At 72.2% G+C, this 12,663-nt stretch carries 14 protein-coding genes; 10 read left to right on the top strand and 4 right to left on the bottom strand.

Going from position 1 to position 12,663, the window contains the following annotated elements; all coding sequences use genetic code 11:
- Positions 1 to 94: 94 nt before the first annotated feature.
- From EDD93_RS01025 to EDD93_RS01005, 5 genes are all read left to right on the top strand, one after another.
- Positions 95 to 1,540 carry a hypothetical protein gene (locus EDD93_RS01025; protein ID WP_123523356.1) on the top strand — a complete coding sequence of 482 codons (1,446 nt, stop codon included), beginning with the start codon at positions 95 to 97 and terminating at the stop codon, positions 1,538 to 1,540.
- A gap of 99 nt (positions 1,541 to 1,639) precedes the next feature.
- Entirely contained in the window at positions 1,640 to 2,236 is a 597-nt protein-coding gene (locus EDD93_RS01020) for a dihydrofolate reductase family protein (protein ID WP_123523355.1), read from the top strand.
- A 123-nt stretch (positions 2,237 to 2,359) separates the two neighbouring features.
- On the top strand, positions 2,360 to 2,731 hold the full coding sequence (locus tag EDD93_RS01015; protein ID WP_123523354.1) for a YciI family protein: 372 nt from the start codon (positions 2,360 to 2,362) through the stop codon (positions 2,729 to 2,731).
- Positions 2,728 to 3,960 (top strand): RNA polymerase sigma factor, encoded by a 1,233-nt coding sequence (locus tag EDD93_RS01010; protein ID WP_123523353.1) that lies wholly within the window; start codon positions 2,728 to 2,730, stop codon positions 3,958 to 3,960. Before EDD93_RS01015 ends, EDD93_RS01010 begins: the two co-directional genes overlap by 4 nt.
- A 131-nt stretch (positions 3,961 to 4,091) precedes the next feature.
- Entirely contained in the window at positions 4,092 to 5,345 is a 1,254-nt protein-coding gene (locus EDD93_RS01005) for an MFS transporter (RefSeq protein WP_123523352.1), read from the top strand.
- Positions 5,346 to 5,357: 12 nt separating this feature from the next.
- Here EDD93_RS01005 and EDD93_RS01000 read toward each other — a convergent pair whose 3' ends face one another.
- Together EDD93_RS01000 and EDD93_RS00995 are read right to left on the bottom strand one after the other, a co-directional pair.
- On the bottom strand, positions 5,358 to 6,482 hold the full coding sequence (locus tag EDD93_RS01000; RefSeq protein WP_123527525.1) for an NAD(P)/FAD-dependent oxidoreductase: 1,125 nt from the start codon (positions 6,480 to 6,482) through the stop codon (positions 5,358 to 5,360).
- Between the two features lie 214 nt (positions 6,483 to 6,696).
- Positions 6,697 to 7,785, bottom strand: a complete 1,089-nt coding sequence (locus tag EDD93_RS00995) for a zinc-binding dehydrogenase (protein ID WP_123523351.1) — start codon at positions 7,783 to 7,785, stop codon at positions 6,697 to 6,699.
- Positions 7,786 to 8,020: 235 nt separating this feature from the next.
- On the opposite strand from EDD93_RS00995, the gene EDD93_RS00990 reads away from it, so the two are divergent.
- Together EDD93_RS00990 and EDD93_RS00985 are read left to right on the top strand one after the other, a co-directional pair.
- Entirely contained in the window at positions 8,021 to 8,713 is a 693-nt protein-coding gene (locus EDD93_RS00990; protein ID WP_260255581.1) for a TetR/AcrR family transcriptional regulator, read from the top strand.
- Positions 8,714 to 8,762: 49 nt separating this feature from the next.
- The gene (locus EDD93_RS00985; RefSeq protein WP_123523350.1) at positions 8,763 to 9,248 is read left to right on the top strand and encodes a MarR family winged helix-turn-helix transcriptional regulator; all 486 of its coding nucleotides are present in this window, start codon (positions 8,763 to 8,765) and stop codon (positions 9,246 to 9,248) included.
- Positions 9,249 to 9,297: 49 nt separating this feature from the next.
- On the opposite strand, the gene EDD93_RS00980 is transcribed toward EDD93_RS00985, so the two are convergent.
- Entirely contained in the window at positions 9,298 to 9,549 is a 252-nt protein-coding gene (locus EDD93_RS00980; protein WP_123523349.1) for a DUF397 domain-containing protein, read from the bottom strand.
- On the bottom strand, positions 9,546 to 10,367 hold the full coding sequence (locus EDD93_RS00975) for a helix-turn-helix transcriptional regulator (protein WP_123523348.1): 822 nt from the start codon (positions 10,365 to 10,367) through the stop codon (positions 9,546 to 9,548). The genes EDD93_RS00980 and EDD93_RS00975 overlap by 4 nt, the downstream gene beginning before the upstream one ends.
- A 111-nt stretch (positions 10,368 to 10,478) precedes the next feature.
- On the opposite strand from EDD93_RS00975, the gene EDD93_RS00970 reads away from it, so the two are divergent.
- Genes EDD93_RS00970 through EDD93_RS00960 form a run of 3 tightly spaced genes read left to right on the top strand, consistent with a single transcriptional unit; the run spans position 10,479 to position 12,649 of the window.
- On the top strand, positions 10,479 to 10,934 hold the full coding sequence (locus tag EDD93_RS00970; protein ID WP_123523347.1) for an ATP-binding protein: 456 nt from the start codon (positions 10,479 to 10,481) through the stop codon (positions 10,932 to 10,934).
- 15 nt (positions 10,935 to 10,949) lie between these two features.
- Positions 10,950 to 12,005 (top strand): NAD(P)/FAD-dependent oxidoreductase, encoded by a 1,056-nt coding sequence (locus tag EDD93_RS00965; protein WP_123523346.1) that lies wholly within the window; start codon positions 10,950 to 10,952, stop codon positions 12,003 to 12,005.
- Positions 12,002 to 12,649 (top strand): cyclopropane-fatty-acyl-phospholipid synthase family protein, encoded by a 648-nt coding sequence (locus tag EDD93_RS00960; RefSeq protein ID WP_123523345.1) that lies wholly within the window; start codon positions 12,002 to 12,004, stop codon positions 12,647 to 12,649. Before EDD93_RS00965 ends, EDD93_RS00960 begins: the two co-directional genes overlap by 4 nt.
- The last annotated feature ends 14 nt before the right edge of the window (positions 12,650 to 12,663 follow it).

Here is a 12,663-nt window from a genome sequence, read left to right as displayed (position 1 = left end):
CCACAGCACCCACCGGGGCGCGCCCCGGTGGGTGCCGATCGCCGCGTCCGGGCGCCGGGACGCGGCGATCGGCCGTGTGGGTTACGTTCGAGGTATGCGGAACAGACCGTTCCAGGCCCTGCTGCTCCCGGCGCTCCTGGCCGGGGTGCTGCTGGTCCTCTCGGTGACCGCCCTGGTCCTGGCGCTCGCCCCGCCTGCCACGCCCGCCCCGCTCGCCGCTCCCGCCGCCGCTTCGGCCACGCGGGCCTCCACCGTCGACGAGGTGGCGCGGGCGCTGCGCAAGAGCCCGGTCTACGTCGACCCGGCCGCGTCCGCACAGCTCTCCCGAGGTCAGGCGGCCGCCCTGACGAAGAAGATCAAGGACGCCGGCAAGCCGGTGTTCGTGGCCGTGCTCCCGCAGACCTCGGCCTTCCCCGCGTCGAGCGTGCTCAGGACACTGCGCACCGACACCGGGATCACCGGCGTGTACGCCATCCGGCTCGGCGACGGTTTCAACGCGGGCGCCGACCCGCAGGTGATGTCCGAGCAGGCGGTGCGCAACCTCACCGCCGCCGTGAAGGCACCGGGCGCGGCCCCCGACGCCGCGACCCAGCTCAACGGCTTCGTCGACAGCGCCGTCGAACAGGCCCGGGGCCACGCCCCCGACTCCTGGGGCGGCGCCCCGTCCGGCGGGAGCTCGTCCACCGCCGGGCTGATCGCGGTGGGCGCCGTGGTCGTCGTCGGCGGCGCCGGGGCCTACACGATCGTGCGCCGCAACCGCACGCGCAAGGAGGCCGAGGAGCAGGCTGCGCTCGACAAGCTCCGGGTCGTCGTGGACGAGGACATCACGGAGTACGGCGAGAGGCTGGACCGGCTCGACTTCCACCCGGCCGAGGCGGGCGCCGACGACGCGATGCGCGCGGACTACGAACGCGCCCTCGACTCCTACGAGAGCGCCAAATCGCGCATGGAGCACGCCCGGCACCCCTCCGACGTGCGCGGAGTGACCCAGGCACTGGAGGACGGGCGCTTCTCGCTCGCCGTCCTGGCCGCCCGGCGCACCGGCGCCGAACTGCCCGCGCGCCGCCCGCCCTGCTTCTTCGACCCGCGCCACGGCCCGTCGGTGGCCGACGTCCGCTGGTCCCCGTCGGGCGGCGCGGCCCGCGAGGTCCCGGTCTGCGGCGCCGACGAGATCCGGCTGCGCGAGGGCCAGGACCCGATGAGCCGCACCGTGGACACGGGCGACGGCAGCCGCCGCCCCTACTGGGAGGCGGGCCCGGCCTACGGCCCCTGGGCGGGCGGCTACTTCGGCGGCGGCCTGCTGCCCGGCCTGCTGGTCGGCACGATGCTCGGCTCGGTGCTCTCCACCCCGGCGTACGCGGCGGAGTACGGCGGCGGCGACTTCGGCTCGGGCGGCGACTTCGGCGGCGGTGACTTCTCCGGCTCCGACTTCGACTCCTCGGGCTTCGGCGGCGGCGGGTTCGGTGACGGCGGGGGCGGCGGCTTCGGTGACGGCGGCGGATTCGGCGGCGGCGGGGACTTCGGAGGCGGCGGGTTCTGAGGCAGCCCCGGCGTCGTCTTCCGTACGCCGATGAGTTCCGGACGGCGTGGCAGTCTCTGTTGCCGTAACCCTGATCCGAAGTACCGAGGAGTGAGCGGCATGCGCGTTGTCATCAGCGAGTTCATCAGCCTGGACGGGGTCGTGCAGGCACCGGGCGGCGCCGAGGAGGACCGCGACGGCAGCTTCGCGCACGGCGGCTGGTCGCACCCGTTCTTCGACGCGGAAGTGGTCGGCGCCTCCTTCAGCGAATCGCTGGCCGGCGCCGCTGCCCTGCTCTTCGGCCGCCGCACCTGGCAGACGATGGCCGCGGCCTGGCCCGAGCGGGCGGGCGACCCCTTCGCCGACCGGATGAACGCCCTCCCGAAGTACGTCGTCAGCGACACGCTGGGCGACGACGACCTGACGTGGAACAACACCGAGCGCGTCCCCGGCGAGGGGGCCGCCGCCCGCATCCAGGAGCTGCGGGACAAGGGCGAGGGCGACCTTCTCGTCATGGGGAGCCCCACGCTCGTGCGCGGACTGCTCGGCGAGGGCCTGGTCGACGAGCTCCGGCTCGTGGTCATGCCGGTGCTGCTGGGCGGCGGCAAGTCGATCTTCCCGGCGGACGGCGGACTGCGCACGCTCGAACTGGTCTCGGCCGTCACCAGTCCCGCAGGCGTCCAGGTGTGCACCTACCGGCCCGCGCCGAAGGCGTAGCGGCACGTCACGTTTTCCGGGCGGGCCGGAATTTCCTCCGGCGGGGATGTCAAGACGGCGGTGGCGGCTCCGACCAGAGGGTGCGAGGGCCCGCCGGGGCCCGTCGACCACGAGGAGTACACGATGAAGTTCCTGATCGGCCTGCACATCAACCCCGCCGTCCTGGACGCCCTGACGGACCAGGAGAAGGAAGCGATCGGCGCCGGGCACGGCGCGTTCCTCGAAGCGCTGAAGAGGTCCGGCGAGCTGGTCAGCACCCAGGCGCTGGTCGACCCGTCCCAGGCCGTCGTGGTGTCCGTGCGCGACGGGCAGCCGGTGGTGACCGACGGGCCCTTCCTGGAGGCCAAGGAGTTCCTGGGCGGCTTCTACCTGATCGACTGCGAGGACAAGGACCGGGCCATCGAGCTGGCGGCACAGATCCCGGACAGCGCGATCGAGGGACTGGGCGTCGAGGTGCGCCAGGTGATGTTCGCCGACGGACAATTGGAGGCATGACACAGCCGACCGTGGAGGACCTGCTGCGTGAGCTCACGCCGCAGGTCCTCGGCACGCTGGTACGCCGCAACGGGCGGTTCGACGGGGGCTTCGAGGGGTGCGAGGACGCCGTGCAGGAGGCCGTCCTCGCCGCGGCCGTGCAGTGGCCGGCCGAGGGCGTGCCGGACAACCCGCGCGGCTGGCTGGTGACCGTCGCGTCCCGGCGCCTCATCGACCAGGTGCGCAGTGAGCACGCGCGTCGCGAACGGGAGGCGGCCACGGCCGCCGAGCTGCCGCCCGACGACGTACCGGACAGCGACGACACGCTCCTCCTGCTGTTCCTGTGCTGCCACCCGACGCTGACGGCGGCCTCCAGCACCGCCCTGACGCTCCGGGCGGTCGGCGGCCTGACCACGGCCGAGATCGCCCGCGCGTTCCTGGTGCCGGAAGCCACGATGGCGGCCAGGATCAGCCGGGCCAAGCAGCGGATCAGGGCCGCCGGGAGCACGTTCGGGCTGCCGGACGGCGCGGAGCGCGAGGAGCGGCTGCGGGTCGTCCTGCACGTGCTCTACCTGATCTTCAACGAGGGCTACAGCGCCTCGTCCGGCAGCGAGCTGTACCGCGCCGACCTCGCACGCGAGGCGATCCGGCTGGTCAGGGCGGTGCACGCGCAACTGCCGCAGGACGGCGAGGTGAGCGGCCTGCTCGCGCTCATGCTGCTCACCCACTCCCGCCGCGAGGCGCGTACGACGGCGGCCGGTGACCTGGTGCCGCTGGGCGAGCAGGACCGTACGGCGTGGGACCGCGCGATGATCGACGAGGGCCTGGAGCTGGTGAAGGCCTCACTGGCCCTGCCGTCGCTGGGGCCCTACGCGCTCCAGGCGGCCATCGCCGCCACGCACGCCGCCGCGGACACCGCCCGGGAGACCGACTGGGCGCAGGTGCACGGCCTCTACCTGATCCTGGAACGGATCGCGCCCAACCCGATGGTCACCCTCAACCGGGCCGTCGCCCTCACCGAGACCGAGGGCCCGGCGGCCGGACTCGCCCTGCTGTCCACCCTGGACGCCGACGACCGGATGGCCGGCCACCACCGGCTGATGTCGGTACGCGCGCACCTGCTGGAGCGGGCCGGCGACACGGCCGCCGCGTACGAGCACTACCGGCTCGCCGCGAAGTCGACCGCGAGCCTCGCCGAGCAGCGCTACCTGGAGTCCCGGGCCCGCCTCGTGCGGCCCCGGACCCCGTAGCGCCGGGCCGCACAACCCGTGGTTGTGCCGGGCGGCGGTCCGTTGTTTGCTCCCGGCGCCCGGACTCGCTTTGATGCCGGAGGACCGGCGCGCGCCGGCCGGGACCGGCGGGAGACGTACGGGTGCGGGGCATGGCCGGCAGGCGGTCGCTGGGGCGGAAGTTCGGATGGCTGTGGGCGGCGTACGCGGTCAGCTCCTACGGGACCGGGCTCGGGTTCGGCGCGTTCCCGCTGATCGCGGTGCTCGTGCTGCACAGCGGGCCCACCCAGGTCGCGGCGCTGGCCGCGACCGGGCGGGCGGTGGGGGCGCTGCTCGCGGTGCCGCTCGGCCCCTGGGTCGAGTTCCGGCCCAAGCGGCCCGTCATGGTGTCGATGGACCTGATCCGGTTCGCCGCGCTGATGAGCGTTCCCGCCGCGTTCGCGCTCGGCGGCCTCGGCTTCACCCAGCTCCTCCTGGTCTCCGTCGTCGTCGCGGCGGCCGACATCGCGTTCAAGGCGGCCAGTGGCGCGTACCTGAAGGCGCTCGTACCGTCGCGGGACCTGCTCGTCGCCAACGGCCGGTTCGAATCCACCACCTGGACCTCGACCATGGTCGGGCCGCCGCTCGGCGGGGCCGCGATCGGACTGTTCGGCCCGATGGCCACCGTGATCGCCGACGCGGTCAGCTACCTGCTCTCGGCGCTCGGCATCCGCGCCATCGGCGGCAGCGAACCCGGCCCCACGCGCAAGGGCGCGCCCCGGCTGCGGGCCGGCGACCTGCTCGAAGGCTGGCGCTACCTCCTCGGCCACCGCACGCTGCGCCCGCTGCTCATCAACTCCATCGTGGTCAACGGCCTGATCATGGCCTCCGGCCCGCTGCTCGCCGTACTCCTGCTGGGCCCGCTCGGCTTCGCGCCCTGGCAGTACGGCCTCGTCTTCGCGGCCCCCTGCATCGGCGGCCTCGTCGGCTCACGCCTCGCGCACCCGCTCGCGCAGAGGTTCGGGCGGGACCGGATGCTGCTCACCAGCGGGGTGCTGCGTGCGGTCTGGCCGATCGGGCTGGCCTTCGTGCGGCCCGGCGTACCGGGGATGGTGCTGATCATCGTCGTCCAGCTCGGCCTGGTGACCTGCTGCGGACTGTTCAACCCGCTGCTGGCCACCTACCGGCTCGACCACACCGGGCCCGACCGGGTCGCCCGCACCCTGTCCGCCTGGTCGGTCAGCAGCAGCGCCGCGATCGCGGCCATGACCGCCCTGTGGGGTGTGCTGGCCGCCGTCACCGGGCCCCGGACCGCGATCGCCGTCGCCGGAATCCTCCTCCTGGCCACTCCGCTGCTGCTGCCCCGCCGGGCGAGTGCCCCCGGGCCGGCACCCGCCGGCGCCGGGGAAGCGGTCGACCGGGTCTGAGACCGGCCGGCTTCAGGCGGTCTCGTCGGCGGCCGCGAAGAAGCTGATGACGTCCTCCAGCGTGGGGTTGTCCGGTGACTCGGCCTCGGCCGCGCCGACCTCGGCGCTGCGGGGGAACATCACCCGTTCGTACGCGTCGAGAGCGGCCTCGACATCGCCGGGGTGTGCGGCGAGGGCCTCACCCAGCTCCGCGCCGTCCAGCATGGCCAGGTTGGCGCCCTCGCCGTTCGGGGGGATGAGGTGGGCGGCGTCGCCGACCAGGGTGACGCCCGGCACCCGGTCCCACCGGTGCCCGACCGGCAGCGTGTGGTGGGGGCGCACGACCGGCGGGGTGTCGCTGTCGGTGATCAGCGCGGTGAGCTCCGGGGCCCAGCCCTCGAATTCCTGCGCGATCCGCCTGGTGGCCGCGGGGACATCGGTGAAGTCGATCTCGGCGAACCAGGCCTGCGGCTCGGTCAGCATCGCGTACGTGTGGAGCGTCGCGCCGCTCTCCCGGTGGGCGGCCAGCTGGATCCTGCCCGGCTCGATCGCGAACATCGACCCGCCGCCGACCGCCTTCGCGGCGGCGGCGTGCCGCTCGTCGGCGTCGAACAGGTACGTCTCGACGAAGGACATGCCCGTGTACGTGGGTACGTCGTCGGAGACCAGCGGCCGGACCCGTGACCAGGCCCCGTCCGCGCCGACCAGCAGCTCCGTCACGGTGGTGGAGCCGTCGGCGAAGGTCACCTCGTGGCGTCCCCCGCCGAGGCTCCGGACGTCGCCGGCCTTGTGGCCCCACCGGACGGTGCCCTCCGGCAGTGCGTCCAGCAGCAGCTGCCGCAGCTCGCCGCGCTGAACCTCGGGGCGTCCGCCGGTGCCGTCGTCGGGCTGGTCCATCAGCACGTTCCCCTCCCGGTCGAGCGCCCGCATCGCCTGACGGCCCTCCAGGATGATGGAGCGGAACTCGTCCATCAGACCGGCCGCCCGCACGGCCAGCTGGCCGTTGTAGTCGTGGATGTCGAGCATTCCGCCCTGCGTACGGGCGGTGGGGGAGGCCTCGGCCTCGTAGACGGTGGACGGGATGCCGTGGACGTGCAGGACGCGGGCGAGCGTGAGGCCGCCGAGTCCGGCGCCGATGATCGTGACATGAGTGCTCATGCTGACTCCCTGCTGGTCGCACACCTGCCGGACGGGTTCCGGCAGGCTCTCCAGCAAGCGTCCGGGCCTGCGGCGACAGGCCGCCGACAGCGCACCGACACCGCACCGGCCGCGCCGACAGGCGACCGACACGGCGGCGGGGCCGCACGGAGGATTCCGTACGGCCCCGGGTGCCCGCGACGGGGTGCGCGGGATGTGTGGGGTGCGCGGCCCGTCAGGAGAAGTCGGTGATGACGACGCGCGCGGTCGTGCCGTCCTTCAGCGACTCGTATCCCTTCTCGATGTCGGCCAGGGCGATCTCCCTCGACACCAGGTCGTCGAGGTTCATCCGCCCCTGGAGGTACATCGAGGCGTAGAAGGGGATGTCCCGCTTGAGGTGGGAGGAGCCCATGTAGACGCCCTGGACCTTCTGCGAGTTGGTCAGCGCGGAGATCGCGGAGACGTCGATCCCGGCGTCGTTGCCGCCGACGCCGATCAGGTAGAGCCCGCCGCCCTTCCCGAGCATCCGCATGCCCTGGGCCGTGACGGACCGGACGCCGACGAAGTCGAAGACGTGGTCCGCGCCGTCGCCGGTGATGTCACGGACGGCCTCGACCGGGTCGACCGAGCGGGAGTTGACGACGTGCGTGGCACCGAAGGCCTTCGCCCGCTCCAGCTTCGCGTCCTCGATGTCGGTCACGATGATCGTGCCGGCACCGGCGATCCGGGCGCCGCTGACCGCGTTCATGCCGACGCCGCCGGCTCCGATGACGACGACCGTCTCGCCCTGCCGGACGTTCGCGCTGTTCAGGACCGCGCCGGCGCCGGTGAGCACACCGCACCCGATGAGCGCGGCGGGGGCCCACGGCATCTCCTGCGGGACGACGGCGAGCTGGTTCTCGTGGATCAGCGCCTCCTGGGCGAAGCCGCCCAGGCCCATGCCCTGGGCCACCGGCGCGCCGTGCCGGCTGAGCCGGGGCGCCTGCTCCGGAGTACGCAGGGTGGCCTCGGGGTGACGGCAGATGTGGGTGCGGTCGCTCAGGCAGTTCACACAGGATCCGCAGTACTGGATCAGGCTGCCGACGACATGGTCGCCCTCCTTGACCTGGGTGACCTCCGGTCCGGTTCCGGTGACCACACCGGCGACCTCGTGGCCCAGGACGACGGGGAACTCGCCGCCGATGAACGTGGCGACGCTCAGGTCCGAGTGGCACAGGCCGGACGCCCGCACCTCGACGCGGACCTCATGACCGACCGGATCGGCGAGGTCGATGTCCTCGACGACGAAACCCTGGCCCAGACCCTTGGTGACAGATGCCCTCATGATGCTGCTTCTTTCGTCCGAATCATCGCCCTCGTCGGGATCGGCGACGGCGAGGAGGAGGCCGCGCGGGGCCTGCGAGCTCGACGAGCGGGGGGCGCGGGCGCGGTCGTGGCACGCACTCCGGCCTGGATACGGGCCGCGCTGCCACTGCCTCGATTGTGGCACCGGAGCGCCAAAAAGAAAAGAGACACTTGTCGATCAGTGCATGTGGGAGGTGGTGCGATAAGCTCTGTCTGTGTCAGCACACTCACAGAGCCGCCCGCCCGCCCCGCCTTCCGACACCCCGGCGCCGGCTGCGGGGACGGACGCAGCACCCCCGCTCGACGTCCGCGCCCGACGCACGCGCGACCGGCTTCGGGAGGCGGTCCTGCGCCTGGCGTCCGAGCGCCCGGTCGAGGAGATCGCGGTGGCGGACCTGGTGCGCGAGGCGCGCGTCAACCGCACCACCTTCTACAAGCACGCCACCAGCCCCGCGAAGGTCCTGGAGCAGGTGCTGTACGAGGAGCTGGACCGGGTCCGCGCGGTGTGGATCGCCGACGTGCTGGCGGCGGAACTGCCGGTGCACGAGATCTGGGAGCGGGCCTCCGGAGTCCTCCTCGACCACCTGGAGCGCTACGACGCCCTGTACACGGTCGGCCTGGTGGGCCACCGCAGCGCCGTGCTCCACCAGCTCCTGGTCGAGCACTTCACGGCGTCGGTCGCCACCCTCCTGGAGCGCGACCCGCGAGCGGTGCCCGACGGGGACGGCAGCGTCGCCTGGCGGGTGGAGGCGGCGAGCCGGTTCATGGCGCACGGCGAGGTCGGCATAGTCGAGGCGTGGCTCTCGCTCCCCGCCCCGCGCGAACGGCGCCTCTTCGTGTCGGCGGCGACGGTTCTGCTGCCGTCCTGGCTGATACCCGGCGCGCGGGAAGGTGCTGGTGGCGCGTAGGGCGCGAAACGCTTGACCTCAAGTGGAGTTGAGTTTCTACGTTCTTCCCATGACCACTTCGAACAGCACCTCGGCCCCCTTCACCCCGTCCCACGACGACGCCGGCCTCATCGCCCAGCCCATCGGGTACTGGGCCAACGCGGCCGGCCAGGCGGTCGTCCAGAACATCCGGACCGCCCTCGGCGCCCTCGGCCTGACCCAGCCCGCCTGGTGGGTCCTGCACCACCTCAGCGAGCGCCCGGAAGGCTGGGACCGCGCGGAACTGACCCGGTTCCTCAGGTACTACCCGAGCTCCGGCGACGACCTGGAGGGCGACATCGACAGCCTCGTCGCCCGGGGCCTGATCACCCAGGACGCGGATGGGCACCTGCTGCGCACCGAGTCGGGCGCGGAGCTGTACTCCCGTGCGGCGGCACGGCAGTTGGAGCTGCGCCGCCAGGTGCACGAGGGCATTACGGACGAGGAGTACGCCCGCGCCCTCAAGGTCCTCCAGCGCATGATCCATAACGTGCGCGGCGACGCCTGGCACCACTGATCCCGGCGGGCGGCCCTTGTTCTCCGCCCGCGCCGCAGGGCTCCTGGCCCTAGAAGTCCGCGCCGAGGAACGCGGACCAGGCGTGCGGCGGGACGGTGAGGACGGGGCCGTCGATGACCTTGGAGTCGCGGATGTGCACGGCGGCGGGGTGGGCGGCGACCTCTACGCAGTCGCCGCCCTGATCGCTGCTGCGGCTGGACTTGCGCCAGTTATAGGCGACTTCGAGGCAGTCGCCGCCCTGGCTGCTGCTGTAGCTGGACTTGAACCAACTGAGGCCTGTGCGGTGTGCTGCGCGGGTCATGTCTCTCCAAGCAGTGCGATCAGTAGGCGCATGCTCTCCTCGGGCGAGAGCGCCTGCGATCGGAGCATCCCATACATCTGCTGGAGCACGCTGACCTCGTCCGGATCCTCGTGGAGGAAACTGACACGCTGCCCTTCGATGTATGCGAGATGGTCATGGTCCGGGGTCTCCAGCAGGACCATGGGGCCCGCGAGGCCCGCGTGCTTCGGCAGCTTCATCGGCATGATCTGGAAGCCCACGAAGGGGAGAGCTGCACATTCGCGCAGACGCTTGATCTGGTCGCGCATCACTGCGGGGTCCCCGATCTCGCTGCGCAGAATGCTCTCCTCCAGGATGAAGTGGAGCATGGGGCGTGGCTTGCGGGTGAGGAGCCGTTGCCGGTCCAGCCGGGCGGCCACCCACTCTTCCTGCTCGTCCTCCTCGATGGGCGGGTAGAGGCAGGAGAAGACGAATCGCGCGTACCCCTCGGTCTGGAGCAGACCGGGCACCACCTGGTTCTGGTACGACAGCAGTGTCACCGCCTCCTGCTCGTACTCCACGAAGTCCTGGACGAACGCCGGGAACCGCTCCTTCTGCGGCACCTTCTCCACCGCGACCCGCAACGCGCCCTTCGTGTCCAGCAGTTCGTCGAGCTGGATGGCGAAATCCAGCTGGAGGGGCCGCCGTCCCTGCTCGATCGACGCGATGGTGTCCTCGCCCACGCGGAACCGTTCCGCGAGCGCCGCCTGTGTCAGTCCGGCCGCTCTGCGGAAGGTGGCGAGCTGGGCGCCGATCAGATGCCAGGATGTGACGCGTTTGTTCTTCTTGGGTGACTGCATGTGGTGCCTCTCCCCGTAACGCATGCCGGACGACCCGTCAGGGGTCGTACAGTCGCGCCGTACGACCTGACTCACTGATCAAGCGTAGTGACTGCCTGTGACAGTCGTCTCATGAACGAGACGACTCAACTCCCCGGCTTTCGCGAGGCGTTCTACCGCCGCGAACGCAGATCGATTCCGCTCGTGCGGACGTTCGTGCGGGAGGCGCTGGTCGACTGGGCGTGCGAGGTGCCGATGGGCGATGTGTTGCTGTGTGTGAGTGAGCTGGCGACCAACGCGCTCATCCATGGCGTGCCGCCGGGGCGTGGGTTCCGTATTCACCTGTACTGGGAGCGGGCCGAGGGCAGGCTCCGTATCGAGATGCATGACAGCGGCGGCGGCGAGGTGGCGGCCGTCCGGTGTCCCGCGCCCGACGCGGAAGGCGGGCGCGGGCTGATGCTGGTCTCGGCGCTCGCCGCCGCGTGGGGGGTGGGGGAGCGGAACCCGGGGAAGGTCGTCTGGTGCGAATTTGCCGCTTCGGCAAGGATCTTTGCCGTACGGGACGGGAGCGCGCACTCTCTTCCGTAGATGGAGGTGTTTCGCATGAGCGAGAAGACGACGCGGACGACGCGGTCGTACGACGTGGTGGTGATCGGCGGTGGGGCCGCCGGGCTGAGCGGGGCCCTGGCGCTGTCCAGGGCCAGGCGTTCGGTGCTGGTGATCGACGCGGGCAGCCCGCGCAACGCACCGGCGTCCCACGCGCACAACTACCTGGGGCGCGAGGGCGTCCCGCCCACCGAACTGCTGGCCATCGGCCGGGACGAGGCTTCCGGGTACGGGGCCGAGATCGTCGAGGGCGAGGCCGTGTCGGCGCGGAGGCTGCCGGGCGGGGCCGGATTCCGGGTCGAGCGGGAGGACGGGAGCGTCGTCACCGCGCGCCGCCTGCTCGTCACCACCGGGCTCGTCGACGAGCTTCCGGCGATCCCGGGCCTGGCCGAGCGGTGGGGGAAGGACGTACTGCACTGCCCCTACTGCCACGGCTGGGAGGTACGGGACGCGCCGATCGGCGTTGTGGCCCTGAGCCCGATGGCCGTGCACCAGGCGCTGCTCTGGCGGCAGTGGAGCGACGACGTCACCCTCTTCCTGCACGACGCGCCCGAGCCCAGCGACGAGGAGTACGAGCAGCTCGCCGCGCGGGGCATCGCGGTGGTGGACGGAGAGGTGACCGGGATCGAGGCGAGCGGTGACCGGCTGACCGGGGTGCGGCTGGCCGGCGGCCGGGTCGTGCCGCGCGAGGCGGTGGTGGTCCAGCCGCGCTTCACCGCGAGGTCAGGGGTCCTGGAGGGGCTCGGCCTGCGCGCCACCGCGATGGAGGTGGGCGGTCACACCGTCGGTACGTACATCGCGGCCGATTCGGCCGGTGCGACCGACGTGCCCGGTGTCTGGGTCGCCGGTAACGTCGCCAACCTGATGGAACAGGTCATCGGGGCCGCCGCCGCCGGGCTGAAGGCGGCCTCCGCCATCAACGCCGACCTGGTGGGCGAGGACACCCGCCGCGCGGTCGAGGCCCGCCGCGCGCCCTTCTCGGCGGAGGCCGAGCGCCAGGTCTGCGAGAAGGCCCTCGGAAACCGCCGTCACGGACTGCAGGAGACACGATGACAACCGACAGCACTTCCTCCCCCTCCGGCGCGGAACTCTGGGACGAGCGCTACCGCGAGAGCGACCGGATCTGGAGCGGGAATCCCAACACCGCGCTCGTCCGTGAAGTGGAGGGGCTGACACCGGGGCGCGCGCTCGACCTCGGGTGCGGGGAAGGGGCCGACGCGGTCTGGCTCGCACGGTGGGGCTGGCAGGTCACCGCCACGGACATCTCGCGCGTCGCCCTCGACCGGGCGGCCGAGCACGCCGCCGACGCGGGGGTCGCCGACCGGGTCGACTGGCAGTTCCACGACCTCGGGGTCTCCTTCCCCGAGGGGGAGTACGACCTCGTCACCGCCTCGTTCCTGCACTCGATGGGGGACCTGCCGCGCGAGGAGATCCTGCGCCGGGCCGTCTCGGCCGTCGCGCCCGGCGGGGTGCTCCTGATCGTCGGGCACGCGGGCTTCCCGTCCTGGGAGCACAGCCACGCGGACATGGAACTGCCCACCACCGACGAGGTGCTGGCAGCCCTTCAGCTCCCGGCGGGGGAGTGGGAGGTGCTGGTCAGCGCGGAGCACGAGCGCGTGCAGAACGACCCGGACGGGAACCCCACCACCCGTACCGACAACGCGCTGAAGGTCCGCCGCCTCCCGTCCGCCATATAGGACAGGATCCGACC

The organism is Streptomyces sp. 840.1 (genome assembly GCF_003751445.1).
Lineage (GTDB): Bacteria > Actinomycetota > Actinomycetes > Streptomycetales > Streptomycetaceae > Streptomyces.
Note: the sequence above shows the minus strand (reverse complement) of the source record. Positions and strands in the feature narration are given on the sequence as shown.